This window comes from Azospirillum sp. B2RO_4 (assembly GCF_051124815.1).
Classification (GTDB): Bacteria; Pseudomonadota; Alphaproteobacteria; order Azospirillales; family Azospirillaceae; genus Azospirillum.
In genome coordinates this window covers 167,697-193,425 of record NZ_CP118492.1, presented here as the reverse complement: position 1 = coordinate 193,425, position 25,729 = coordinate 167,697, and the positions used below count along the sequence as shown (strand labels likewise).

General features: G+C 68.8%; 23 protein-coding genes. 11 read left to right on the top strand and 12 right to left on the bottom strand.

Annotated elements, in window-relative coordinates; translation table 11 throughout:
• The first annotated feature begins 87 nt into the window (after nt 1–87).
• The 7 genes from PWS46_RS30500 to fae are packed head-to-tail and all read left to right on the top strand — an operon-like array spanning nt 88 to nt 6,602.
• Nucleotides 88–1,122 (top strand): beta-ribofuranosylaminobenzene 5'-phosphate synthase family protein, encoded by a 1,035-nt coding sequence (locus tag PWS46_RS30500; protein ID WP_434625766.1) that lies wholly within the window; start codon nt 88–90, stop codon nt 1,120–1,122.
• 50 nt (nt 1,123–1,172) lie between these two features.
• On the top strand, nt 1,173–2,075 hold the full coding sequence (locus tag PWS46_RS30495) for an NAD(P)-dependent methylenetetrahydromethanopterin dehydrogenase (RefSeq protein ID WP_434625764.1): 903 nt from the start codon (nt 1,173–1,175) through the stop codon (nt 2,073–2,075).
• A complete protein-coding gene (locus PWS46_RS30490) occupies nt 2,057–3,253 on the top strand; it encodes an ATP-grasp domain-containing protein (protein WP_434625762.1) in 1,197 nt (398 codons plus the stop codon). Before PWS46_RS30495 ends, PWS46_RS30490 begins: the two co-directional genes overlap by 19 nt.
• Nucleotides 3,228–4,193, top strand: a complete 966-nt coding sequence (gene mch, locus PWS46_RS30485; RefSeq protein ID WP_434625760.1) for a methenyltetrahydromethanopterin cyclohydrolase — start codon at nt 3,228–3,230, stop codon at nt 4,191–4,193. Before PWS46_RS30490 ends, mch begins: the two co-directional genes overlap by 26 nt.
• 11 nt (nt 4,194–4,204) lie before the next feature.
• Nucleotides 4,205–5,122: an ATP-grasp domain-containing protein gene (locus tag PWS46_RS30480; protein WP_434625758.1), complete on the top strand. Its 918-nt coding sequence runs from the start codon at nt 4,205–4,207 to the stop codon at nt 5,120–5,122.
• The gene (locus PWS46_RS30475; protein WP_434625756.1) at nt 5,119–6,219 is read left to right on the top strand and encodes a triphosphoribosyl-dephospho-CoA synthase; all 1,101 of its coding nucleotides are present in this window, start codon (nt 5,119–5,121) and stop codon (nt 6,217–6,219) included. The genes PWS46_RS30480 and PWS46_RS30475 overlap by 4 nt, the downstream gene beginning before the upstream one ends.
• Nucleotides 6,114–6,602 carry a formaldehyde-activating enzyme gene (gene fae, locus PWS46_RS30470; protein ID WP_244560998.1) on the top strand — a complete coding sequence of 163 codons (489 nt, stop codon included), beginning with the start codon at nt 6,114–6,116 and terminating at the stop codon, nt 6,600–6,602. Before PWS46_RS30475 ends, fae begins: the two co-directional genes overlap by 106 nt.
• On the opposite strand, the gene PWS46_RS30465 is transcribed toward fae, so the two are convergent.
• Nucleotides 6,581–7,309, bottom strand: coding sequence for a HisA/HisF-related TIM barrel protein (locus PWS46_RS30465; RefSeq protein ID WP_434625754.1), 729 nt, complete (start codon nt 7,307–7,309; stop codon nt 6,581–6,583). The two genes, fae and PWS46_RS30465, sit on opposite strands and share 22 nt — an antisense overlap.
• Between PWS46_RS30465 and PWS46_RS30460 the strand changes: the two genes are divergently transcribed.
• The 3 genes from PWS46_RS30460 to PWS46_RS30450 are packed head-to-tail and all read left to right on the top strand — an operon-like array spanning nt 7,308 to nt 9,805.
• Entirely contained in the window at nt 7,308–8,285 is a 978-nt protein-coding gene (locus PWS46_RS30460) for an ATP-grasp domain-containing protein (protein ID WP_434625752.1), read from the top strand. The two genes, PWS46_RS30465 and PWS46_RS30460, sit on opposite strands and share 2 nt — an antisense overlap.
• On the top strand, nt 8,278–9,312 hold the full coding sequence (locus PWS46_RS30455) for a hydantoinase/oxoprolinase family protein (RefSeq protein WP_434625750.1): 1,035 nt from the start codon (nt 8,278–8,280) through the stop codon (nt 9,310–9,312). Before PWS46_RS30460 ends, PWS46_RS30455 begins: the two co-directional genes overlap by 8 nt.
• A gap of 10 nt (nt 9,313–9,322) precedes the next feature.
• Nucleotides 9,323–9,805, top strand: a complete 483-nt coding sequence (locus PWS46_RS30450; RefSeq protein WP_434625748.1) for a GreA/GreB family elongation factor — start codon at nt 9,323–9,325, stop codon at nt 9,803–9,805.
• A gap of 11 nt (nt 9,806–9,816) precedes the next feature.
• Here the strand turns inward: PWS46_RS30450 and pabB are convergent, their stop codons facing one another.
• The 11 genes from pabB to PWS46_RS30395 form a co-directional block, all read right to left on the bottom strand.
• Complete coding sequence (gene pabB / locus PWS46_RS30445) at nt 9,817–11,292, bottom strand: aminodeoxychorismate synthase component I (RefSeq protein WP_434625746.1); 1,476 nt, start codon at nt 11,290–11,292, stop codon at nt 9,817–9,819.
• Between the two features lie 3 nt (nt 11,293–11,295).
• A complete protein-coding gene (locus PWS46_RS30440; protein WP_434625744.1) occupies nt 11,296–11,892 on the bottom strand; it encodes a GNAT family N-acetyltransferase in 597 nt (198 codons plus the stop codon).
• 116 nt (nt 11,893–12,008) lie between these two features.
• Nucleotides 12,009–12,893, bottom strand: coding sequence for an ABC transporter permease (locus PWS46_RS30435; protein WP_434625742.1), 885 nt, complete (start codon nt 12,891–12,893; stop codon nt 12,009–12,011).
• 3 nt (nt 12,894–12,896) lie between these two features.
• Nucleotides 12,897–14,180: a glycine betaine/L-proline ABC transporter ATP-binding protein ProV gene (gene proV / locus PWS46_RS30430; protein ID WP_434625740.1), complete on the bottom strand. Its 1,284-nt coding sequence runs from the start codon at nt 14,178–14,180 to the stop codon at nt 12,897–12,899.
• Between the two features lie 67 nt (nt 14,181–14,247).
• Nucleotides 14,248–15,030: an electron transfer flavoprotein subunit beta gene (locus tag PWS46_RS30425; protein WP_434625738.1), complete on the bottom strand. Its 783-nt coding sequence runs from the start codon at nt 15,028–15,030 to the stop codon at nt 14,248–14,250.
• The gene (locus PWS46_RS30420) at nt 15,023–16,255 is read right to left on the bottom strand and encodes an electron transfer flavoprotein subunit alpha/FixB family protein (RefSeq protein WP_434625737.1); all 1,233 of its coding nucleotides are present in this window, start codon (nt 16,253–16,255) and stop codon (nt 15,023–15,025) included. The genes PWS46_RS30425 and PWS46_RS30420 overlap by 8 nt, the downstream gene beginning before the upstream one ends.
• A complete protein-coding gene (locus PWS46_RS30415; RefSeq protein ID WP_434625736.1) occupies nt 16,252–18,180 on the bottom strand; it encodes a (Fe-S)-binding protein in 1,929 nt (642 codons plus the stop codon). Before PWS46_RS30415 ends, PWS46_RS30420 begins: the two co-directional genes overlap by 4 nt.
• 43 nt (nt 18,181–18,223) lie before the next feature.
• Nucleotides 18,224–20,269 carry an FAD-dependent oxidoreductase gene (locus PWS46_RS30410; RefSeq protein ID WP_434625735.1) on the bottom strand — a complete coding sequence of 682 codons (2,046 nt, stop codon included), beginning with the start codon at nt 20,267–20,269 and terminating at the stop codon, nt 18,224–18,226.
• A 170-nt stretch (nt 20,270–20,439) separates the two neighbouring features.
• Complete coding sequence (locus PWS46_RS30405; RefSeq protein ID WP_434626040.1) at nt 20,440–21,582, bottom strand: GlxA family transcriptional regulator; 1,143 nt, start codon at nt 21,580–21,582, stop codon at nt 20,440–20,442.
• A gap of 120 nt (nt 21,583–21,702) precedes the next feature.
• Nucleotides 21,703–22,806, bottom strand: a complete 1,104-nt coding sequence (locus PWS46_RS30400) for an FAD-binding oxidoreductase (protein ID WP_434626038.1) — start codon at nt 22,804–22,806, stop codon at nt 21,703–21,705.
• A 92-nt stretch (nt 22,807–22,898) separates the two neighbouring features.
• The gene (locus tag PWS46_RS30395; RefSeq protein WP_434625732.1) at nt 22,899–24,179 is read right to left on the bottom strand and encodes an aromatic ring-hydroxylating oxygenase subunit alpha; all 1,281 of its coding nucleotides are present in this window, start codon (nt 24,177–24,179) and stop codon (nt 22,899–22,901) included.
• Nucleotides 24,180–24,829: 650 nt separating this feature from the next.
• On the opposite strand from PWS46_RS30395, the gene PWS46_RS30390 reads away from it, so the two are divergent.
• A complete protein-coding gene (locus PWS46_RS30390; protein WP_434625730.1) occupies nt 24,830–25,720 on the top strand; it encodes a glycine betaine ABC transporter substrate-binding protein in 891 nt (296 codons plus the stop codon).
• The last annotated feature ends 9 nt before the right edge of the window (nt 25,721–25,729 follow it).

Here is a 25,729-nt window from a genome sequence, read left to right as displayed (position 1 = left end):
TAACGTCGTTTCCATTGATTTTATCGCTGTCGATTTTATTATGTCTGAAAGGCGGCTGGTCGCCTTGGCTTTTGCGACAGGTAGGCCATGATTTGCGGCGAACAGCGACCGACGGTCGACGCGGTGCGGGTGGAGGTGCCTGCCCGCCTGCATCTGGGGTTTCTCGACATGGAAGGCGGCCTGGGCCGGCGCTTCGGCAGCCTGGGGCTGACACTCGACGGGTTGGGAACGGAATTGACGCTGGTCCGGGGCGATCCGGTCGGCGATGCCGCTGACCGTTCCGCCGGGCGGGCGAGGGGGTATCTCGACCGGCTGTGCGCCGCGCTGGACTTGGAGAACCGCTATTCCCTGCGCCTGGGCCGGACGATCCCATCCCATTCCGGGCTGGGGTCGGGCACCCAACTGGCGCTGGCCGTCGGGGCGGCCCTGTCGGCACTGACCGGCCGGCCGCTGCCGCCGCGTCGCGTCGCCAGCCTGCTGGACCGAGGCGCCCGGTCGGGTATCGGGGTCGGCGCGTTCGAGCAGGGCGGCGTCATCCTCGACGGCGGCAAGGGCGCATTGGACGAGCCGCCGCCGGTCATCAGCCGGATGGCCCTGCCGGAGTCATGGCGGATGCTGCTGGTGTTCGACGACGCCAACCGCGGCCTGTCCGGCACCGCCGAGACGGTCGCCTTCCGCGATCTGCCGTCCTTCCCGGCGGACAAGGCGGCCTATCTGTGCCGGATGGCGCTGATGGTCGGGTTGCCCGCGCTGGCGGAAGGGGATGCGGTGCGGTTCGGCGCTGCGGTCACAGAACTGCAGAGCGTGGTCGGCGACCATTTTGCACCGGCGCAGGGTGGGCGCTTCAGCAGTCCCGACGTGGCCGAGGTTCTGCGCTGGCTGCCGTCGGTGGGTGCGACAGGAGTTGGGCAGAGTTCCTGGGGGCCGACCGGCTTCGCGATCTTCGGCGATGCCGGATCGGCGGAACGGGCAGCGGAGGGGGCGCGGGCGCGCTGGCGGCTGCAATCCAATCTGCGTTTCGTCGTCTGCCGCGGGCGAAATCGCGGTGCGGTGGTGGAGACATTCGCCGAACGGAGCGCGGTCGCTGCCGGATATGAAACAGTCGCAAAAAAGACAGCGTGAACATGTGAGGTGAAAGACAGTGCCATGAAGCGAACCAAGGACTTCGTTTCATGGAAAAGCCTTATATCCTGCACGCCATTACTCCGGTTAAGGCGGTCAGTCCATTCGACATCAATATGGCTTGCGATGCCGGTTACGGCATCATTGCACCATATACCAATGTCGAGACTGGTGAAGTCCCGGGTCTCGTCCAGGACATGATCTTCTCCCGCGCGCCGGGCGATGCCAAACGGACCGGCCTGTTCATCGCCGGCCGCGACATCCTGAAGGCGCTGGACATGCTGGAGGCGGCGCGTGGCGCCATGGTGCCGCCGTTCGAAATCTCGGTCTTCGCCGATCCGTCCGGCGCCTATACCACCGCCGCAGCGATGATCGCGAAAGTCGAGGCCCAGCTTGAGAAGGCCGGGATGCATCTGGCCGGCGCGCGGGTTGCGGTGTTCGGCGGCAAGGGACCGGTCGGCGGAATTGCGGCGGTGCTGGCAGCCCGTGCCGGCGCGTCGGTGCGGCTGGTCGGCCATGACGGTGCCGCGTCCGTCGCCGAGCGCGCAGTCTCCTATCTTCAGCGGTTCGGCGTGACGCTGGGCGCGGTGGACGGGTCTACCGATGCGCACAAAGCCGCCATCCTGGAGGAGACCGACGTGGTGCTGGCGGTCGCCCGCGCCGGCGTGCAGGTGCTGAACCGCGCGCAGATCGCCGCCGCCCCGTCCGTGCGGGTTGTGGCCGACGTCAATGCGGTGCCGCCGGCCGGCGTGGAGGGGGTGGACGCCTTCAGCGATGGTGCTCCGATCGACGGGACGGATGCCGTCGGCATCGGCGCGCTCGCCATTGGCAATGTGAAGTTCAAGACGCAGCATGGCCTGTTCAAGGCGATGCGCGAGGCGACGAAGCCGGTCTATCTGGCGTTCGACGACGCTTTCACCCTGGCCCGTGCCCAATGCCGGAAAGCGACCTGATCCTGGTCGCCGCCCTGTCGGGCCGCGCCATCGCCCAGGCGGTCGCGCGCACCGGAGCCATGGTGGCGACGCTGGACCAGTTCGGCGATGCCGATGTGCCGATGCCCGCCCGTCGCGTGGCTGGGGATCCGGTCGCCGGCTTCGACGGGGATGCGCTGATCGCCGGCGCAAGGGCGCTGGCCCCGCCGGGCAGCGGGTTGGTCGCTGGGTCCGGGTTCGAACAGGTGCCGGAGTTGCTGGCCGCCCTGTTGCGGGCCGGCCCTTACCGCTTGGTCGGCAATGGTCCGGAGGTGGTGAGGGCGGCCAAGGACCCGACCGGTTTCGCCGCCCGGCTGGCGGCGCTTGGGCTTGCGGAGTTGGGCGTTTCGCATCCGGAAACCCGGATGGAGGAACCCGATCATGCCGTGGCGGAGGATTGGCTGGTCAAGCGCATCGGGGCTGCAGGAGGCTGGCACATCGTCCCCTGGGACGGGGGGCCGCTGCCGGGTGGTCACTATCTGCAACGGCTGGCCGCGGGCCACCCGACCTCCGCCGCCTTCATCGCCGACCGCTCCGGCCGGTGTGAGCTGGTGGCGATCAGCCGGCAATGGGCCGATCCGGCGACGGGTGCGCCCTTCCGCTATGGCGGGGCGGTGCTGCCGGCGGCGGTGCCGACGTCGCTGATCGTCCGGCTGGCGGAAACGGCACGACGCATCGCCAGGGCCTTCAATCTCGTCGGGCTGAACAGCCTGGACCTGCTGGTCGACGGGGAAGCGGTATCGGTGCTGGAGGTCAACCCGCGTCCGGGGGCCACGCTCGACCTGCTCGAACGCCACCGGCTGGGCGGGGTGATGCGCGCCCATCTCGACGCGGCGGCCGGACGCAGCTGGAGCCTTGGGGCGCCGCGTCCGGGCGTCATCGCCGGTGCGGTGGCCTACGCAGCCGAGCCGCTGACGATGCCGGCGGATTTCCCCTGGGCGCCCTGGTGCGCCGACCTGCCGTGCGCCGGCGCCACCGTCGAGGCCGGACAGCCGCTGTGCAGCGTCACCGCCTGGGGCGGGGACGAGGAGGAGGCGCGGCGTCGTCTGTCCTACCGCATCGAACGCATCGTCGCCGACTGCGCGCGGCGGGTCTGCCTTATGGAGAAAACTGGCCCCATGGAGAAAACCGCCGATGTCGTCTCTTCCCTTCAGCGTTAACCGGCTTGCCGCCCCCCTGGTGCATGCGCTGGTGGCGGATGCCGCCATGCTGCGGATCGGGGTGGAGCAGCATGCCGCCGGCTGCACCGTGATCGATGCCGGCATCGATCGGCCGGGCAGCCTGGAGGCCGGGCGCCGCATCGCCGAGATCTGCATGGGCGGCGCCGGCACCGTGCGCATCGCCATGGATTCGCCCTTCGCCCATTGGCCCGCGCAGGTGACGGTCGGGGCGGCCGATCCGGTGCTCGCCTGCCTGGGCAGCCAATATGCCGGCTGGAGCCTGTCGGGCGAGAAGTTCTCGGCCTTGGGATCCGGCCCCGGTCGCGCCCTGGCGGTGAAGGAGCCGCTGTTCGCCGAACTTTGTTATCGCGACATGGCCGACCGCGCCGTTCTGGTGCTGGAGACGGACAAGCGGCCGCCGGCATCGGTGGTGGAGAAGGTGGCGCGCGATTGCGGCGTGCCGGCGGAGCGCGTGACCCTGATCCTGACGCCGACCCGCAGCCCGGCCGGCATCGTCCAGATCGTCGCCCGCGTGCTGGAGGTAGGGCTGCACAAGCTGCACGCCCTGCATTTCCCGCTGGACCGGGTGCGCGACGGCGTCGGCTGTGCGCCGCTGCCGCCGCCGGGCCGCGATTTCGTCCAGGCGATGGGGCGGACCAACGACGCCATCCTGTTCGGGGGCAGCGTCCATCTGCTGGTCGACGGGCCGGACGACGACGCGGCCGACCTCGCCGCCCGCCTGCCCAGTTCGGCCTCCGCCGACTTCGGCCGCCCCTTCGCCGACCTGTTCGCCGCCAACGGCTTCGACTTCTTCAAGATCGACCCGATGCTGTTCAGTCCGGCCCGCGTGGTCGTCACCGCCTTCGAGAGCGGACGGAGCTTCACCGCCGGGGCGCTGGCTCCGGCACTGCTCGACCGCTCCTTCGGCATCGGCGGTTAGGGGGTGGTACGATGGGACGGACCCGCATCGCCATCTTCGTAGACGGCGCCGACTGGCACACCCGGCGGCTGACCGCTGCCTTCGCCCGGCGTGGGGCGACGGCGGTCCCGGTGTCGCTCAGCGCCTGCGGCTTCGGTCCGGAGGGACCGATGATCGCCGGTTTCGACGGCAGTCTGCCCGATGCCTGTCTGGTCCGCACCATTTCCGCCGGCAGCTTCGAGCAGGTGACGCTGCGGCTGGCCGTGCTGCATGCGCTGAGCCATGGCGGCGTGCCGGTCGCCAACACTCCCGCGGCCATCGAACGCTGCGTCGACAAGAGCGCCACCGCTTTCCGGCTGGCCGCCGCCAGAGTGCCGACCCCGCGGACCTGGACCGTCGCCGATCCCGTCCAGGCGTCCGCCATCCTCGCCGCCCTCCATGCCGAGGGCCGGGCGACGGTGCTGAAGCCGCTGTTCGGGTCGCAGGGCAAGGGGCTACGCCGGCTTGATCCCGGCATGGCGCTGCCCGAGCCCGACGAGGTCGCCGGGGTCTACCATCTGCAGGAGTATGTCGGCGCGGTGGATGGCGGCTGGTTCGACTGGCGCGTCTTCGTGGTGGATGGGCGTCCGCTGGCCGCAATGGTCCGTCAGGGCGACCATTGGATCACCAACGTCAAGCAGGGGGCGCGCTGCCATCCGGCCAGCACTGCGGGCGTGCTGGGCGATCTGGCGGTGGCCGCCGCCGCTGCCGTCGGCGCCGACTATGCCGGGGTGGACGTGATTCGCACGCCAGACGGGCGCTTCATGGTGCTGGAGGTCAACAGCATGCCGGCGTGGCGCGGTCTGCAGGCGGTGACGCCGGTCGACGTGGCACAAGCGCTGGCCGATCTGGTCCTGGCCCGTCTGGCCGCCGCCTCGCCCGCATCGGCAGACGCGCGGAGGGTCGGATGAGCGCCCTGCTGCCCACTCCCGGATCAATATCGGGACAGGATTGCCGGGCCCTGGTGGAGGAGGCGGTGTTCACCGCCTGCCGGCTGGAGCTGATGGCGCTGAAGCCCGGCAACGTCCACATCCACGCCGAAGGCCATGGCATGAGCGTGACGCAGTTCCTGGACAGCGCCGCCGCCATCGCCCCGATCCTCGCCACGCCGGGCCTCCGGGTGGGGGAGGCGATCCTGCACGCCGTCACGGCGACGCGGGAAGTCGCCGGCTGCAACACCAATCTCGGCATCGTGCTGCTGCTGGCGCCGCTGGCCGCCGCGGCGCTGTGTCGTAACAAGGGCGAGCCGCTGCGGATGAGACTGGCGGGTGTGCTCGACGGGTTGAGCGTCGCCGACGCCGCCGATGCATTCGCAGCCATCCGTCTGGCGCTGCCCGCCGGGCTGGGGGAGGCCGCGCAACATGATGTCGCGGAGGCCCCCCGCGTCGACCTGCGGGCCGCCATGGCCGTCGCCGCAGACCGCGACCTGATCGCCCGGCAATACGCCACCGCCTTCGCCGAAATCTTCACCTTCGGTGTGGCCCGCGGCCGTTCGGCGCTGCGTCGCGGCGCCAGCGCGGCGGAGGCGGCGAGCGCCATTCATCTGGGCTTCATGGCGCTGCATCCCGACACACACATCGCCCGCAAGCATGGCGCGGCGGTGGCGGAACGGGTGCAGGGCCAAGCCTTCCGGCTGGAGCGGCGCCTTGCCGTCAATTCCGCCTTCGGCGGCCATTCGGGCCATCAGGCCGGAGCAGCCCGCCGGCTTCTTGCTTTCGACCGCGCGCTGAAGCGTCGCGGCCTCAATCCGGGCACGTCCGCCGACCTGACGGTGGCCTGCCTGTTCGTGCTTCGGCTGGCCGGCGAACTGCCTGCCGGACCGTGGCCGCCGGACGACAACCGGCGGAGCCTCATCAAACCAACCACCGTAGGGGATGCGCAATGTCTAAGATCGACAAGGTTATGGTCGGCGAAGCTCTGGTGGGCGACGGCAACGAGGTCGCTCACATCGATCTCATCATCGGTCCGCGCGGCAGTGCCGCCGAGACCGCCTTCTGCCAGACCCTGACCAACCAGAAGGAAGGCGTGAACGGCCTGCTGGCCGTGCTGGCGCCAAACCTGATGGTCAAGCCCTCCACGGTCATGTTCAACAAGGTCACGATCAAGAACGCCAAGCAGGCGGTGCAGATGTTCGGCCCGGCCCAGCGCGCCGTCGCCCTCGCCGTCGCCGAATGCGTCGAGGACGGCACCATCCCGGCGGACGAGGCCGACGACCTGTTCATCTCCGTCGGCGTCTTCATCCACTGGCAGGCGGAGGACGACCGCAAGATCCAGGACTACAACCATGAAGCCACCAAGCTGGCGCTGAAGCGCGCCATCGCCGGCAGCCCGACCGCCAAGGAGATGCTGGACGGCATGGCCGCCGCGGTTCACCCGTTCGCCGCCAACTGACCGGAACCGAAGCGGGCAAGCGTTCCGGCGTCCAGGCGCCGGTCGTGGAGCGCGCTGGCCACCAGAACGGCATCGGCGCCGTGCGTGGCCAGCGCATCCAAATCCGCCGCGTCGCGCACGCCGCCGGCCCCCCACACCCGAACCCCCGGGCGTCGGGCCGCCAGCGCGGCGATGCGGTCGAGGTCCGGCCCCTCGCCCGACCCGACCCGGTCCAGCGTCATGGCGATCACCCGAGCGGGCCAGCGGCCGGCATCCTCATGCAGCACCGCCGGTCCCAGCGGCACGCCCCGCCGGACATCCAGCGACAGCGCCACCCGGTCCTCTCCGGCCAGCGCCAGCGCCGCGTCCAGCGTCGCGCCGTCTGTCTGGCTTTCGCTGCCGATCACCAGATGCCGGATTCCGGCGTCGAGCCAACTGCGGCAATCGTCGGGCGTCGCCAGCCCGGCATCGACCCAGAACGCCACCTCCGGCCAGCGTTCCTGCAGCGCCGCGACGGTGGAGCGATGATCGCCATTTCCCCTGATCGCGTCGAGATCGGCGACATAGCAGGCGCGGAAGGGTTGCAGCGCCAGCAACGCCGCCACGATATCCTGTGGTGCCGATCCTGCGGTCAGCGCACTTTCGATGGGGCGGTAGCGGTCACGCTCCCCCCGCTTTGCATGAACCACCTGCTCGCCCAGCAGGTCGATGACGGGAACGATGTCCATGGAGAACAGCCTTCGTCGGGTTCTGGTCTGCGAGTATGTCACCGGCGGCGCGCTGTGCAACGGGCCGCTTCCGACCGACCTGATGGATGAGGCCAACGCGATGGTCGCGGCCCTGGTCGGCGATCTGGTCGCGCTGGATGGAATACACGTCACGCTGTGCTGGGACAACCGGCTTGCCCCACCGACTTTTCGGTCGGACCGCGTCACACTGTTCCCGGTGGCGCCGGGAGAGGATCCCGAGGCGCGCTGGCGCGATGCAGCCGCCCGGTGCGACGTGGTCTGGCCGATCGCGCCGGAAAGCGACGGGCTGCTGGGCCATGTCGTGGCTCTGTTCCGCAGCACTGGCCGGCCGGTGGTGGCCTGCGCCCCCGACGCCATCGCTCTCGCCTCTTCGAAGACGGCGACGGCGGCGCGGCTGGCCGAACACGGCATCGCGGCCATTCCCACCGTTCCCTTCGGCGCCCCGCCGCCGCCCGCCGCCCGCCATGTGGTGAAGCCGGACGACGGCGCCGGTTGCCTCGACACCTTCATCGTCGCCGACATCGCGACCTGGACGCCGCCGCATGACGGCCGCTGGATCGTCCAGCCGCTGGTCGAGGGCGAGGCGTGCAGCCTGTCCATACTGGTCGACAACGACGGCGGGGTGCGGCTGCTCGGCTGCAATCGTCAAATGGTGGAGCGCGGAACCGACTGCTTCTCCTTCCATGGCGTGGAGGTCGGGGCGATGGAGCACCGCCGTGCCGCCTGGGAGCCGCTGGCCCGCGCCATCGCCGCCGCGATCCCGGGCCTGCGCGGCTATGTTGCCGTCGACCTCATCGACCGGCCTGATGGCCCGATCGTGGTGGAGGTGAACCCGCGCCTGTCCGTCGGCTATTCCGGGCTGTCGCGGGTGTTGGGCTGGAACCCGGCGGGCGACATCCTGGATCTGTTCCACCCGAGATCGGCCGATGCAGGCCGGGAGGAAGCACATGTCTGACACCCGCGGATCGGCCGTAATCGGCTGGGACATCGGCGGCGCCCACCTGAAGGCCGCCTGGGCGGAGCACGGCCGGCTGCGCGACGCGGTGCAGGTGCCTTGCCGGCTCTGGCAGGGAATGGGAGAGCTGGATGCGGCACTCGCCTCGGTGCTGGAGCGCCTGCCGGCCGACGCCGACCATGTGGCGACGATGACCGGCGAACTGGTCGATCTGTTCGACGACCGCGCCCAGGGCGTGCACGCGCTGATCGACCGGATGGCTGCTGCCCTGCCGCGGGGGCGGCTGCGAATCTTTGCCGGCCGGCGCGGACTGATGTCGCCGCCGGAAGCGCGCGAACAGGTGATGGACGTCGCCTCCGCCAACTGGATGGCGACCGCCGCGGTGGTTGCCCGGTGCCTGCCGGCGGCGCTTCTGATCGACATGGGCAGCACCACCACGGACGTCGTGCCTGTACGCGACGGCGCGGTGGTGGCGCGCGGCGTCACCGATCACGAGCGGATGGCGGTGGAGGAACTGCTCTATACCGGGCTGACCCGCACGGCGGTGATGGCGATGGAGCGCACCGCGCTGGTCGCGGGCGAGCGGTTGCCGATGATGGCCGAGTATTTCGCCACCAGCGCCGATCTCTACCGCGTGCTGGGCCGGCTGGACGAGGCTGCGGACCAGCACCCCGCCGCCGACAATGGGGCGAAGACGGTCGAGGCCAGCCTGCGCCGTCTGGCCCGCATGGTCGGGCATGATGCCGGCGATTACGATCCGGCGGTCTGGCGGGCGATGGCCGCCGACCTGACCGAACGTCAGCTGCGCCGCATCCACGATGCAGCCTGCCGGGTGCTGTCGGCCGGGGTGCCGATCCTGCCGATGGATGCGCCCGTGGTTGGGGCCGGCGTCGGGCGTGCCGTCGTGAAGGAGGTGGCCGCCCGGCTGGGCCGCCCATATCGGGAATTCTGCGATGTGGTGGGTGCCCCCGGACAGGGCTGGGTCGCCAGTTGCGCCCCCGCCGCCGCCATGGCGCTGCTCGGTTGAGGGGGCGGATATGAGCCGCGCCTTCGTCAAGGAAAGCGACGCCGAAACCGAGGGGCCGCTGCCGCAGATCACCGGTCCCCTGCATGTGTCCGCCGCCACCGTCGCCGCCTGGCAGGAGGAGCTTGCCGCGGCCGATGCCGAGATTGCACAACTGCGCGGATCCGATGCGCCGGAGGGCCGGCAGGCGATGAGCAGTGCCAAGCGGCGCGCCGACCTGCTGCGTGCCCGTCTGGCCGCGGCGGTGGTGGTACGGCCCGCCGGCTCGACGGATGAGGCCGGCTTCGGCTCCGTCGTCGTCGCAGAGGATGAGAACGGGCGCCGGTGGACATTCACGCTGGTGGGCGGCGAAGAGGCCGATCCCACCGCCGGCCGGATCAGCTGGCAATCCCCGCTGGGCGAGGCGCTGATGGGCGGCCGGGCCGGCGATGTGGTCGAATGGCCACGCCGCAACGGCCCCCTGTCGCTTACCCTTCGTTCGGTGTCGACGTCCTGATTCTCGCCGGTTCAACCGCCATTCCGGCCGCCATCCAGCGCCCGCAGCTGCGGGCGAATTTTCACCATCATCTCGTCATGCTCGCGGCCGGGATCGGAATCGGCGACGATGCCGCCGCCGGCCTGGGCGATGACGCGGTCGGGCGTGACGGTCAGGGTGCGAATGACGATGCTGCTGTCCATCGCCCCGTCGAAGCCGATCCAGGCGACCGACCCGCAATAGGCGCCGCGCCGTGAGACCTCCAGCTCGTCGATGATCTCCATGGCGCGGATCTTGGGCGCGCCGGTGATGGAGCCGCCGGGGAAGGTGGCGCGCAGCAAATCGACCGGACCCAGCCCCGGCTTCAGTTGCCCCTCGATCACCGACACCAGGTGGTGGACGGAGGCGAAGCGCTCCACCCCGCACAGGACCGGCACCCTGACGCTGCCGATGCGCGCCACGCGGCCGATGTCGTTGCGCAGCAGATCGGTGATCATCAGGTTCTCGGCCCGGTCCTTGACGCTGTGCTCAAGCTCCTGGGCCAGGGCGTCGTCTTCCGCCGCATCGGCGCCGCGCGGGCGGGTGCCCTTGATCGGGCGGGTTTCCATGCGGCCGTCGGCATGCAGCCGGATGAAGCGCTCGGGCGAGGCGCTGGCCAGACCGGCGCCGCCGGGCAGCGTCAGGCAGGCCGCGAAGGGCGCGGGGCTGAGCGCCAGCAGGCGGCGGTAGAGGTCGAACACCGACAGCCCGCCCGGCCGGTCGGCCAGGAAGCGCCCGGTGAAGTTGGCCTGGAAGATGTCGCCCGCGCGGATGTATTCCAGCACCTGCTCCACCCGCCGGCAATAGTCGTCCCGCGCGATCTCCGGCCGCCAGGAGGCGGTGGCGGCGTTGGGGGGCGGCAGTGCGGCGGGTGCCGATTCCAGCCGCTCGGCGAAGCGGTGCAGACGGTCGGCGGCGCGGAGGCGGCGCCCGACCGGGCCGTGTTCGGGAAAGCCGCTGGACAGGATCCAGCCGCGCCGTTCCAACTCATCGAAGACGATGACGGTGTCGTAGAGCCCGAAGGCCATGTCGGGCAGGTCGCTGTCGTCGCCATGGCGCGCCGGCAGCCGCTCCAGAACCTGTCCCAACTCGTAGCCGAGGAAGCCGACGGCACCGCCGGCGAAGGGAACGGGCAGATCAGGGGGAATGGTCAGGCGGTGGGCAGTCAGCTGCTGCTCCAGCACCGTGAAGGGATCGCCGGCAACCGCAACTCCGTCAACCGTGACGGAGCCGCCGCGCGCCTCGCCATGGGCCTCGATGGTGCGGAAGGGCTCCGCCGCGACGATGCTCCACCGGCCCCGGCCGCCGGCTTCCGCGGCACTGTGCAGAAGGGCGGCGAATGGCTGGCCGGACCAGGGTGCGAAGGCGGCGACCGGATCGCGGTAGGGAATCTCGCGGACCAGCGGCGGGCACCCGTCGTCCGTGCTCTCCCCGGCCGGAATATCGAAGACCAGGCCGTCCTGCGGCATGTGTCATGCTCCGATGCTGGTGGCGAGGGACTTGACCCAGAAACGAAGGGGTTTGGCGGTCTCCTCCCGGTCGAAGGCGTCGCACCAGGACAGGGTTCCGCCGATCTCGGGCTCCAGCCGATAGCCCAGACGCCGCCACGCGGCATCGGGCGTCCGATAGGTGTTCGGGCGGCGGGGATGGTTGACGGACCGGACGATCTCGCCGAAGGCGATGGACGCGAAGCCGCCGGTATCGCGTATGTGGGATTCGCCGATCTCAAGCAGGGTGGTCCCGATCCCACGCCCGCGATGGGAGGGGAGGACCACCACCTCGCCAAAATAGAAGATGGAGCGCGGGGCGCAGCCGGCATGGGTGAACGGGTCGCGCAAGGCGTCCAGTTCCTGATCGAGCGGTGCACCGGTGACGGCCGCGACCATGCGATTGCGCTCGAACGCGGCCAGGATGAGTCCGCCCGGCAAGCCGCCGAGATCGGACAGATAGCGTTCCTCGTAGGCGGCCGAACCGGAATAGAGATAGGGGAACTCGCCCAGCACCGCCAGTCGCAGGGCCGCCAACTCCTCCACCCGGTCGGCCAGGGCGCCGCCGGTCAGCCGCTCCACCCGTATGCCGCCTCCGATGTCGCCCGCATTGTCACCCGGCAGCCGCGGCCCGTGGGGTGGCGCGGGCCGAGCCGGAAGAGCGGCGGCGAAGCCCCCTTCCGGAAGAGCCCCTGCGCTCACCGTGCCGGCACCGGCATGAAGCGCCGCAGGAACGCGAAGCGTGCAGGGCGCGGAGCGGAGGCGGTCCGGCCGAAGCTTTGCGTGATGCGGTCGAGAACGATCGCCAGCAGCACGACGCTGAGGCCGCTTTCGAAGCCGAGCGCGATGTCCAGGCGCTGGATGCCCTGCAGCACCACGTTGCCCAGACCGCCGGCACCGATCATCGAGGCGATGACGATCATCGACAGCGCCATCATCATGGTCTGGTTCACGCCCGCCATGATCGATGGCAGGGCGTTCGGCAGCTGCACCTTGAACAGAAGCTGGCGGTCATGGCAGCCGAAGGCCTTTCCGGCCTCGACGATCTCGGCCGGCACCTGCTGGATGCCGAGCGAGGTCAGGCGCACCGCCGGCGGCATGGCGAAGATCACGGTGGCGAGGATGCCCGGCACCCGGCCCAGGCCGAAGAACATCACCGCCGGGATCAGATAGACGAAGGCCGGCATGGTCTGCATGAAGTCCAGCGTGGTGCGGACGATGCTTTCGACCACGCGGTTGCGCGCCATCCAGACGCCCAGCGGCACGCCGACCAGCAGGCTGAGCAGGGTGGCGGTCAGCACCAGTCCCAGGGTGGAGGCGGTCTCCGTCCACAGCCCCATGCCGGCGATCAGCGTCAGGGCGGCGACGGTGAAGGCGGCGAAGCCGACGCCGACACGCCACAGGGAGATGGCGACGATCAGTCCGATCAGCAGCCAGGCCGGCGCCCCGACCAGCACATAGTCGATGGCGCCGCCGAAGCCGTTCACCACCGACGCGATCGCGTCGAACGTCGTTTGGAAGTGGTCGAGCATGAAGCTGACCAGATCCTCGACCCATTTGCCGATTCTGATTTCGGAATCCATCGATCAATCCCCCCGGACCAGGGTGTGGAGCATGAGGGCGCGCGAGATGGCGCCGAGGAAGTTGTGGTCGTCATCGACGACGGGCACCGGCCATTCGGTGTCGGCGACGAGGGCGAGCAGGGCGTGGACGGGCGTGGCGGCGTTGACCGTTCGGACGTCGGGCAGGAAGGCGTTGATGAAGCGCGGCTGCGGTCCCTTCAGTTCGCGTTCCAGCGTCGTCTGCGAGACGACACCTTCGAAGCGGCCGTCCTGGGTGCGCACATAGCCGAAATTGTGGTGGTTCTCGCGCAGCTGCTGCAGTGCCGGGGTCAGCTCGCCCGGCAGGCGGATGACCGTGTTGGTCGCCTCGTAGCGCGCCACGTCGCCGGCCCGCAGCACCTTGGACGCATCGACGTTGCGGAAGAAGGAGCGGACGTAATCGTCGGCCGGACGGCTGAGGATTTCATAGGGCGTGCCGACCTGCACGATGCGGCCGCCTTCCATGATGGCGATGCGGTCGCCGATGCGCATCGCCTCGTCCAGATCGTGGGAGATGAAGACGATGGTGCGCTGGTGTTCGCGCTGCAGGCGCAGCAGCTCGTCCTGCATTTCGGTGCGGATCAGCGGATCGAGAGCGGAGAAGGCCTCGTCCATCAGCAGGATGGTGGGGTCGTTGGCCAGCGCGCGGGCGAGGCCGACGCGCTGCTGCATGCCGCCCGACATTTCGCGCGGGTAGCGGTGGGCGTAGGTGCCCAGGCCCACCTGTTCCAGGGCCTGCTGCGCGGCCTTGTGACGCTCGGCCTTGGAGACGCCGGAGATTTCCAGGCCGAAGGCGGCGTTGTCCAGCGCGCTCAAATGCGGCATCAGGGCGAAGGACTGGAAGACCATGCCCATGTTGCGGCGGCGGGCCTGGATCAGCTCGGCCTTGGACATGCTGACCAGATCCTTGCCGTCGAGCAGGATCTCGCCGCTGCTGGGCTCGATCAGCCGGTTCAGCAGGCGGATCATGGTGGATTTGCCGGACCCCGACAGCCCCATGATGACGAAAATCTCGCCGGAACGGACCTGGAAGCTGGCATCCAGAACGCCGACATTGACGTTCAGCTTTTCCAGAACCTCCGCCTTGCTGGAGCCCTGGCGCAGCATGGTCAGCGCCGGCTTGGGATCGGCGGAGAAGACCTTGTAGACGTTCCGCACTTCCAGGCGGACCGCCGCGTCATCGCCGACGTTCGTCCTGGCCGCACCGCGGGGAAAGCCGAGGCCGGCCGGACCGCCGACCGAAACCGCGCTTCGCATCATCGTGTTCATCGACAGGCCTCCCCTCGATTGACGACAGCACGACCTGCGGTACTGGGAGGATCGTTTTGCATGGTGTTCATGGAAGCATTCCCTGTTCGACTAGGCTGTCGTAAATGGCCAGTGCTCCCGCTTCGGCTGTCGGGTTGACCAGCAGTTGGCCTTTTCCGCTCTTGCTCTCGGTCGCCGCTTTCAGCCGGTCGAGGGCCGATCCGCCGCGCTTCACGCGCATCAGCTTGGGCTTTGGTCGCCAAGGCCGATGCTCACAGTCCGACAGGAAGAGGTCGGCGGTCGCCTGGGCCGCCACCGGCTCGATGACGCCCCGCCGGGCCGGGCCGAAAGCCGAGGCGCGGGCGGGCGGGGCGGAAGGATGGATGGTCGCCACGAAACGGCCGGTGGCGGTCAATGCCCGCCGCTGTCCGCGCGGCAGCGCCTGAACGAGGTCGGCCGTGCCCGGCATGGAGTTCTGCGCGTCGGCAGGTCCGATCCGCACCACGTCGGGAACGATAGCAGCGTCGAGGCCGCGGGCGATCAGGTACGGCAGCATGCCGCTGCCCTCGCCGTCCTCCGCCTGTCGCCCGGTCAGGACCATCGACGGGTCGAACTGGCGCAGATGGGCGATCAGCGGTTCGACCGGGTCGGTCCCCTCCGGCAGGGTCAGCAGCGTCAGCCGCTCCAGCCCCATGCCGAGATAGGCGCGCAGCGCCTCGGCATCGGCGGCCGGACCGGCATGGATCGCCGTCAGCCGCCGCGGGCGTAGCGACAGAGCCATCTCCAGCGCCTGCGCGTCGGTGGCGGCACGGCGGGCGCGGCCGGAAACCGGATGGCGGCCGATCGACAGCAGAACGGCGACATCAGTCATGGCGGCGCTCCCGGATGAGCCGGATCAGGGCGGGCATGACGGCCTGCGCATCGGCGACGATGGACAGGTCTGCCCGCTTGATCATCTCGGCGTGGAGGTCGGTGTTGACGGCAATGACATGGCGGACGCCGGTGATGCCCTGAAGATGCTGCGGCGCACCGGCGATGCCGAAGGCTAGGTAGCAGCGGGCGCTGACCACCGTGCCGGAGGCGCCGACCTGCCGTTCGCGCGGCAGATGGCCGGCATCGCAGACCACGCGGCTGCCGGCGCGGGTGGCGCCCAGCGCCTCGCCCAGTTCCGCGAAGCTCCCCCAGTCGGTCACGCCGTTGCCGGCGCTGAGGATGAAGTCGGTTTCCGACAGCGACAGGGCGTCGGGATCGACCGCCAACCGGCGGGCACCGCCCAGGCGGGGCAGAACCTTCTCACCGGCCAGCAGCGGACCGGCGAGGTCGAGCGGCCGGGCTTCATGCCGCACGCCGTCGAGCGGGGCGAAGGCGTCCGCCGCCACCGTCATCAGCCGGGTGGGGCGGTGCCCGGTCTCCAGCGACCCGCCGGCCGATTGCCGGGTGGCGCGGTCGGGGCCGAGGCTCTGTACGCCGGCGAACAGCCGCTCTCCCGCCGCCGCCGCGACCCGCCGTGCGACGTCGGCGCCGTCCGGGCTGTCCGGGAACAGGATGTGGCGGGGAGACAGCGCCTCGATCAGCGCCGAAGCGGTGGCGGCCCGCCGTTCCGGCACGTAGTCGTCTGCCCAATTCTCGGGCAGGGCGACATGGCGGTCGGACCCGGCCTCGGTCAGCGCCTCTCCCGACCCGGTGGAGACGGTCACCACCGCACCGCCGCCGGCGTCGGCCAGCAGGCGGGCGGCGGCGATCACCTGCCGGTCATGCTCGCTGACCTCGCCGCCGGGCCGGTCGAGTATGGCGAGGATCAGATAGGCCGGCTCGGCGATCACCTGCAGCGGGATCGCGGGGGCGACGGCAATTGCGGCGCCCATCATCGGAGCGGGAGTGGTCGAGGCCGCGTCGCGCGTCCAGTCGTAGCGCGGGCGCGGCTGGCGCTGGACCAGGGCGGCGTCGCGGATGGCGCGCGGGTCGCGGCGGCGTTCATTCGTCGCTGCGGCGACCGGCTGGCGCAGCAGGCGCGGACGCTGGCCGGTCAGGATGGTGCGGGCGGCACGCTCGGCGCGGGGATCGACACGGCGGCGGAAGGTCGGAGGAGTGGTCATCGGGCGGTCTCCGTCGCGGCGAGCACCAGTTCGGCGATCTCCGCCACCTCCGGCCGGGGACCGACGACGCCCTCCAGCATCAGAGCGCAGTTGGGGCAGGCGACGGCAACCAGCGAGGCGCCGGTCTCCCGGACATGCTCCATGCGGACGTCGGGAATGCGGCGTTCGCCCGACACGTCGGTTAGCGGAGCGCCGCCACCGCCACCGCAGCAGCTCGACCGCATACCGGAGCGCAGCATTTCCCGGCGCTCCACGCCGATGGCGTCCAGCAGGGCGCGCGGCGCCTCGATCTCGCCATTGTAGCGGCCGAGATAGCAGGGATCGTGGAAGGTGACACTGCGCCCGACCGGCTTGGTGACGGTCAGCACGCCATTGGTGATCAGGTCCAGCAGCAGGGCGGTGTGATGGACGACGGTCCAATTGCCGCCGAAGGCCGGATATTCGTTGCGCAGCGTGTGCAGCGCATGCGGATCGGCGGTGACGATACGGTTGAAGCGGCGGGCGTTCAGCGTCGCGACGTTACGGATCGCCAGCGACTGGAAGGTCGCCTCGTCGCCCAACCGGCGGGCGACATCGCCGCAATCCAGCTCCTCGTCGCCCAGCACGGCGAAGTCCACCCCGGCGCGGCGCAGCAGCACGACCAGTGCCCGCAGCGAGCGCTGGACCCGCAGGTCGAAGGCGCCGTCGCCGACCCACAGCAGCGTGTCGCAAGATCCGCCGGCCGGCAGCCGGGGCAGCGACAGGTCGGCCGCCCAATCCCAGCGCCGGGCGAGCGAGCGGCCGCCGGGGTTGTCGGTGGCGCGCAGCTCCTCCAGCATGACGGCGGCCTTGCCGGGAGTGGCGCCCAGCTCGAGCGTCTGGAAACGGCGGAGGTCGACGACGGCATCCACATGCTCGATCATCATCGGGCATTCCTGCACGCAAGCGCGGCAGGTGGTGCAGGACCACAGCGTGTCGGGATGGATCATCGCGTCCGGCCCGATCAGCGGCAGCGCCGCCCCGCCATGGGCCTTGCCGACGCCGCGGCCGGGATGGGGATTGCCGGCATAGGCGGCGTCGCTGGCCTCGCCGTCCATGGCGGCGACCAGATCCTGCACCAGCTTCTTCGGGTTCAGCGGCAGGCCGGCGGCATAAGCCGGGCAGGCCGTCTCGCACCGCCCGCACTGGACGCAGGCGTCGAAGCCGAGCAGCCGGTTCCAGGCGAAATCGACCGGACGCTCCACGCCCAGCGCGCCCGGCTCACTCTCCTCCGCCGGCGCGAGCGGCAGCGGCTTCAGCCCGGTGTCGCGCCCCTTGCCGTCGTGGAAGCGGGCCGGGCGCGGGTGGAAGGCCAGATGCAGCGCGCCATGCACCGCGTGCTTCAGCGGTCCCTTCCACACCCCCCACACCAGATCGGCCAGCGTCAGCCCGGTAATCGCGACAAGGACCAGGGCCAGCGCCTCCGGCATCACACCGCCCAGCGACTGGTCGAGGGACACCAAAAGCAGACAGCCGGAAAAGCCCAAGAGCGACACCGGAAGGCGGGCGAAGCGGCCCTGCGACAGCTCGCGCGGGCGGACCACCCGGCGGCGATGCCAGACCATCAGCGATCCCGCCAGCATCGCCGCCAGCACCACGGCCAGCAGCAGCCAGACGATGCGCGAGCCGGCCCAGGAACCAGCGATGCCGACGCCCATCGCCACCAGCAGCCCGATCGACGCCAGGAAACCACCAGCAGCCAAGGCGTGGAACCGGGCGTTGAACGGCGTCCGCCCCACCACATCGTGGACATCCACCAGATAGCGGCCGGGCAAAGCGCGCAGTCCGGCGACCACACCGACCGCCGCCGGGCGGCCGGCCAGCCAGCGCCGCGACTGCCAGGCGGCCAATGCCGCGCCGATGGCGAGGACGGCAAGGACGACGGTGGTAAGAGCGGTGGCGATCACGTCGGACGGCTCCTGTCGCGTGGCGGGGGCGGATGGGTGGTCGTCAGATGTCCTTGCACAGCCGGGCCGCGTCGTAGATGGCGGCGTGGATGTTGCGGCCGGCCACCGCGTCGCCGATGCGATGCAGCGTGTAGCCGCCATGGCCGTTGGCCTGCACCGGCTGCGGCCGGCCGGCGATCAGGCTGTCGAGATCGGTCTGGCCGCGGTTCAGCGAGTGGTCCTTCAGATCGAAATAGAGGCCGTCGTTGGGCAGCGTGCCCAGCTCCACCACAATCTGGTCGACCAGCCGCTCCTCCTCCTCGTGGGTGTATTCGTTGCGCAGGACGGCGACGCGGCGGTTGCCCTCCGGGTAGATCTCCACGAGCTGGTGGTTGGTGGTCATCACCACGTTCAGCTTGTACAGCTCGCGCAGGTGGATCGGCTGGTTGGTGGTGCCGACCTCCTCCGCCACCATGCGATCGGGGGTGGCGATCTCTACCAGCGCGCCGCGCTTGGCCATGAATTCGGCACAGGAGGCGCCGTGATGCTGGCCGGTGCCGTCATACATCAGGACGGTCCCCGTCGGCTCCACCGCCCCGGTCAGGACATCCCAGGTCGACACCGCCAAGGCGGCGCCCTTGAAATCGCCGCGGTTGGGCCGGCCGCCGGTGGCGAGGATCACCACGTCGGGATTCTCGGCCTCCACGGTGCTGCGGTCGGCCTCCACCCCAAGGCGGACATCGACGCCCAGCTTGGTGACCTGCTGGGACAGCCAGCGGGTGATGCCGCTCATCGCCTCACGCCAGGTCGCCTTGGCGGCGATGCCGATCTGGCCGCCGGGGGCGGCGTTGCGTTCGAGCAGGACGACCGAATGGCCACGCTCGGCACAGACGCGGGCGGCTTCCAGGCCGCCGGGACCGCCGCCGACCACGACGACGCGGCGCTTGCGCTCCGCCTTCGGGATCACGTGCGGCATGGTGCTCTCGCGTCCCGTCGCCGCGTTCTGGATGCACAGCGCGTCGCCGCCGACATAGATGCGGTCGATGCAATAGCCGGCGCCGACGCACTGCCGCACATCGTCCAGCCGTCCCTCCATCAGCTTGCGCACCAGATGCGGGTCGGCGATGTGGGCACGGGTCATGGCGACCATGTCGACATGGCCCTCCTCCACCGCGCGGGCGGCGGTGGCGAGGTCGGTCACGCGCTGGGCATGGAAGACGGGGATGCCGGCCTCGCGCTTGATGCCGCTGGCCAGATGCAGGAAGGGGGCGACCGGGAAGGACATGTTGGGCAGCGAGATGGCGTGCGCCAGATGATCGCGCGCCTGTCCGCCCAGCACATTGACGAAGTCGATCAGCCCGCGCTCGGCATAGGTGCGGGCGATGGCGATGCAGTCCTCGTGGCTGAGGCCGTCGTCGATCAGCTCGTCGCCCGACATGCGCATGCCGATGACGTAGTCGTCGCCGACCTCGGCGCGGATCGCCTCGAACACCTCGATGCCGAAGCGCATGCGGTTTTCCAGGCTGCCGCCATACTTGTCGGTGCGCCGGTTGACCGAGGGGCTCCAGAACTGGTCGATCAGGTGGCCGTGGGCGGCCGACAGCTCGAAACCGTCCAGACCGCCTTCCTTGCAGCGGCGGGCGGCGGCGGCATAGCTGGCGATGATCCGCTTGAAGTCGAAATCCTCCATCTCCTTCGGCGTGTTACGGTGCGCCGGTTCGCGCGCGGCCGAGGCGGAGACGGTGGGCAGCCAGTTCTCGGTGTCCCAGCGGGTGCGCCGGCCCATGTGAGTCAGCTGGATCATCAGCGCCGCGCCATGGCGATGCACCCGGTCGGAGAATTCACGGAAGAAGGGAATGACGCTGTCGTCGGCGACGGAAATCTGGTTCCACGGCGCCGCCGGGCTGTCCACCGCGACGGAGGATGAGCCGCCGAACATCGTCAGGCCGATGCCGCCTTTGGCCTTTTCCTCGTGGTAGAGCTGATAGCGTTCCTTCGGCTTGCCTTCGGACCCGTAACCCGGCGCGTGGCTGGTGCTCATCACGCGGTTACGGATCGTCAAATGCTTGATCTGCAGAGGCTTCAGAAGGGCTTCGGCGGGTGAGGACATGGCAGGAACGATCCCCAGTATTGAGCCTGCCAAGAATTCACCATCGGCGCGATTGTCGCGTTGCCCCCCGCGACCGGGAATTACCTTTTTGCGACAGAGGCGGAGCGATGCCGGGGCGGGCCGTCAAATGCCTGAATTCTTTGGGCGAATTAGGAGTGGTAGCACCCCCTTCAGTCCGTCGCCATACCCTCTTGGGCCGTCGGCGCCGGGTCTTCGAACAGGCGGCGGTCGGGCAGCAGGGAGTCGCCGTTGGTGCGCCGGAAGGCGGCGAGGGGCGAGAGATGCGGATCGGCCTCCGCATCGGGCTCGGCGGTGCGGCGTACCTCCGACGGCGAGATGCCGAACAGCTCGCGGAACTGGCGGGAGAAATGGGCGCAGTCGGCGAAGCCGGCCTCGTTCGCGATGGCGGTGACCGAACGCTTGGTGTTGCGCAACAGCCAGTGACCGTAGCGCAGGCGCAGTGTCCGGTAGTAGGTGGCCGGGCTGGTGCCGACGGCCAGCCGGAACAGCCGTTCGAACTGGCGGGTGCTGACGTTCAGCCGGCGGACCATCTCCTCCACCGACAGCGGGTCGCTGATGTGCTGCTCCATCAGCAGAAGGGCACGGCGGACGCGGTCGTTGGTGATCTCCACGACCGTCGGCGGCTGCGGTTGCGACTGGCTGGCGGGACGCGCCTTGTCGATCAGCAGGATGTGCATGGTTTTCTGGGCGGTGGCGCGGCCCAGATGGCGCTCGATCAGGAAGGCGGCAAGGTCCGCCACCCCGGCGCCGCCCGAACAGGTGATGCGGTCGCGGTCCACCACGTAGAGTTGGTCGGCCACCGGCACCAGATCGGGAAATTCCTCGATGAAATCGCGGTGATGATACCAGCTGACGCAGCAGCGCCGGTTCTTCATCAGGCCGATGCGGCTCAGCACGAAGCTGCCGGTGCAAACGCCGATCAGGGTGACGCCATAGGATGCCGCGGCGCGCAGATAGGCCAGCGTCTCGTCGTCCAACTGCGGGCCGCCGTGCAGCAACCCGCCCACCACGACCACATAGTCGAAGCGGCGGGGATCGGTCAGCGGTTCCCAGCGGGCGACGCCGATGCCGCAACTGGACATCACCGGCTCGGCCCGCGAACCCATGATGGTCCAGCGGCAACGGATCTGGCGCGACCGGTCGCCCTCGTCGGCCGCCAGCCGGAGCGCGTCGATGAAGGGGGCGAGCGCCGTCAACGTGAAATTGTTGGTCAGGATGAACCCGACTGACAACAGCGCACGTTCCTCCTGCCGGGGTGCGGGACCGCTACCGCCGAAACGGCGATATTCCACTGTCTTCCCCACCAGGATACCCTCCCAGTCCCACGGCCCCAGGTTGACGGCCGTGACCCGTCCTTCGGGATGGTAGCGTCAACGGCCCGCTCCCCGGAAGACAATTCGTTGGCGATGATTCTAACGCTCTATCACCAGATCACTGGTCGGGCGGCTGCAACAGAGCAGGATCAACCCCTGGTCGATTTCGCGTTTGCGGATGCCGCCGGTGTGGCTCATTTCCACCGTGCCGGAGATCAACTTCGTCTTGCAGGTCCCGCACATCCCGCGCGAGCAGGAGGTCGGAACCCGGACGTCCGCGGCCGATGCCGCATCGGCCACGGCCATGTCCGGTGGACAGGGAAACACCTTGCCGGTCTTCGCGAATTCGACGCGGAAGCCGTCGGTGGGCGCGGCCACCTGGGCCGGAGCGGATGGCGCCGCCGGCTCTCCCGCGGCAAGCTCGGCCGTCAGTTCCTCGAAATTGAAGCTTTCCTGATGGTAGCGGCTCATGTCGAAGCCACCCTCCTCAAGGAAGGCGCGCACCGCCTTCATGAAGGGGCTTGGGCCGCAGACATAGACCTCCCGCTCCTTGAAGTCCGGAGCGATCATTCCAAGCATCGGCAGAGACAGCCGGCCGGTGAAGCCGGCCCAATGGGATTCGGTGCCGATGCCCTCGCACACATGGGCGACGCGCAGGCGCCGGCCGGGACCGGTCAGCGCGTCCAGTTCGCGCCGGAAGACGATGTCGGCAGGCGTGCGGGCGGCATGGACGAAGACGATGTCGTGATCCTCGCCCAGATCGTCGAAGGTCCGGGTCATCGACATCAGGGGCGTGACGCCGCTGCCGCCGGACAGGAACAGGAACTTGCGCGGTGTCCCGGTTTCCCCCGGCGTGAATTCGCCGAGCGGGCCGACCGCGCGGATGGTGTCGCCGGGCTTCAGCGTGTCGTGCAGCCAGTTCGATACCGGACCGCCGGGCACACGCTTGACGGTGATCGAGAGCCGGTGCGGCCGCGCGGCGGAGGAGGAGACGGTGTAGCTGCGGTGAATAATTCCGCCGCCGATCGGCAGTTCCAGCGTGATGAACTGACCTGGCTTGAACCGGAACAGGCAGGGGTTCCGCGGTGCGAAGACGAAGGTCTTCACGTCATGCGTCTCGTTCCGCACCGCCCGGCACACCAGCGTGTCGTCGATTTCCGGATCCCAATTCCGGACCGGAGGCGGAGCCGCATCCTGCTGCATCGTCATCTCTCTATCTTGAGCCCTGGACCCTGAGCCTTGAACCGAAGGCGATCCCGGCGGCCTGCCGGCCGGGATCGCCTCTCTGTGTCACGTCATTCGGCCGCGACGCTCACCGGCGCCTGCTTGCCCAGCAGATGCTCGGACATGCGGCCGACATACCATTCCGTGAACTTCTCCACGAGGGGCTCGGTGTAGGGCGAATAGGGGCCCGGCTCGTAAGCGGGGCTGATGGCGCCGTTGTGCGAGATTTCGACCAGATCGGCATCCTGCTGGTTGGTCGCTTCCCACACCTCCGTCAGGCGGTTCAGGTCGTAGTCGACGCCCTCGACCGCGTCCTTGTGGACCAGCCAGCGGGTGCGCAGCAGATTGCGGTCGGGACCGATCGGGAACACCGAGAAGGTGACGATGTGGTCGCTCATGAAGTGGTTCCACGAGTTCGGCTGGGTCCAGAAGGACAGGGCGCCCAGCTTGCGCTCGGTGATCGAGCCCAGCAGCTTCTTGGAAGCGCTGCGGGTATCCTTGGTGTGCGCCTCGCCGGCGCCGTCCAGCGGCAGGCGCTCGGCTCGGAAGCCGGTGGTGTCGGTCAGGTGTTCGACCTCGCGGCTGGGGAAACCGGCCGCTTCCCAGCCGGTGTGGCAGGTCTGCACCAGCGCGTCGTACTTGGCGGCATGTTCCATCCGCTTAGGGTTGGTGCCGTCGGGTGCAAAGCCGAAGCCGTATTCGAACAACGGGATGGTCAGTTCCGGATGGTTGCCGACGCAGTGGTAGCATTCACGATTGTTCTCCATCGTGAGCTTCCAGTTGCCCTTCTCGATCAGGTCCACCGTCTTGGCGATCTTGCAGTTCTTCAGATCATGCGGAAGGATGTAGGGCTCGATGACCGCCGCCATGCGGTCGATGTCGTCCGGCGCTTCCTCCGCCAGGCAGATGAAGATCAGGCCGCCGACCGACCGGATGTGCACCTTCTTCAGGTTCCGGCATTTGCGGTCGAAGTCGTTGCCCATATGCTCGGCGAACAGAAGCTCGCCGTCCTGGCCGTAGGTCCACTGGTGATAGCTGCAGACCAGATTGCCGACCGAGGTCTTCTCCTGGAGGATGATGCGCGCGCCGCGATGGCGGCAGACATTGTGATAGGCCCGCAGTTCCATGTCGTCGTCGCGCATGACGATGACGGAGGTCTTGCCGATATCCACAACCATCACGTCGCCCGGCTCCGCCACGTCCGGCTCCACACCCACATGCAGCCAGTGGCGGCCGAAGATGATCTCCATGTCCAGCTTGAAGATCTCCTCGCTGGTATAGAACGGGGCCTCCAGGCTGTGGCCCTTCTTGCGGCGCGTCAGCAGGGCTTCTATGGAAATCTCGGACGACATGGCGGTTGACCTTCTGCGGGAGTGGGGCCGGGTGTTCGCGGAACCGCTTCAGCCTTGACCGGGCTGTTGCTATTTTCGATTCCACGACACACAGCCTGCCGCCCGCCGCGGCGTGCCGCGTTCTGGAATGCGACATCAACTTTAAAAAGGCCGACAGGCGCACCTGTCTTTTTGCGCAAGCTGGACTTCGACAATAGTCGTTTTGCGACATGTCGTGATTATTCAAGAACAATGGCCATTCCGGTCTTGCGGGAGCGCGGCCTGCCGCCGGCCGGAGGGTGCCGATCCGGATCCATGACGCCTCGTGTCCATGGAGCAGTCGTAGCGTTTCCCTATTTCAATGAAAGACTTTGAAACATCTGCCTGAAAACCGGGCAACATTCTCCGGCGGCGCGAGGTTCGAAAAAAGCTGTCGCAAATCCGATACGAATTGCCGCTCTGATGAAGGTTTTTTGCTTTCGGGGCCGGCATTCTTCCTCAATCAGCACTGATGCCATCAAAGAACCCGTTGGTCGGAAACGACTTTCCGCGTCGATGCCGGAAGGTGGCCGTCGGCCCAGGCATGCGTCCGATCCAAACTTCGGCGCGGCAAAGCCTGGACGTTCCACCAAACGGGTTCAAACAAACAAACGATAAGAGGAGGCTTCTTGATGAAAATCTTCGGTAAAGCCTTGGGCGTGCTGCTTTCGGCGGCCATGACGGTCAGCGTGGGTGTCGGCATGGTCGCCGCCCCGGCGCAGGCCGCCGAGAAGTCCATCAACATCGGCTGGACGGCCTGGGCCGACGCCGAGGCGGTGACCAAACTGGCCAAACGTGTGATCGAGGAGCGGTACGGCTACAAGGTCGAGTTGACCATGGCCGACATCGGCATCCAGTATCAGGGCATCGCCAGCGGCAAGCTGGACGCCATGCTGATGTCGTGGCAGCCGCTGACCCACAAGCCGTATCTCGACAAGGTCGGCAAGGACGTGGTCGATCTCGGCCCGCTCTACACCCGCGCCCGCCTGGGCTGGGTGGTGCCGGACTATATCCCCGTCGATCAGGTCAAATCCATCGAGGATCTCAAGAAGCCGGACGTGCAGCAGAAGCTGGGCGGCAAGATCCAGGGCATCGATCCGGGATCGGGGCTGATGCAGGCGTCGGAGAAGGCGCTGAAGACCTATGACCTGAAGGGAATGCAGCTGGTGTCGGCCAGTGACGCCGGGATGCTCGCCGCTCTGGAGCGCGCCATGAAGCGCAACGAGTGGATCGTGGTGACGAGCTGGAGCCCGCACTGGATGTTCGCCAACTGGAAGCTGCGCTACCTGGAGGACCCGAAGGGTGCGCTGGGCGGGCTGGAAAGCGTGAATGCGCTCGTCCGCAAGGGCTTCTATCAGGATCATCCGGAAATCTTCGAATTCCTGAACCGGATGGTGCTGCCGATCGGCGATCTGGAAGCGATGATGCAGGAAGCCCGTCAGACCAGCTACGAGCAGGCGGTCGACAATTACATCAAGAACAACAAGGCCCGGATCGATTACTGGGTCACCGGCAAGCTTTGATCGGCACCC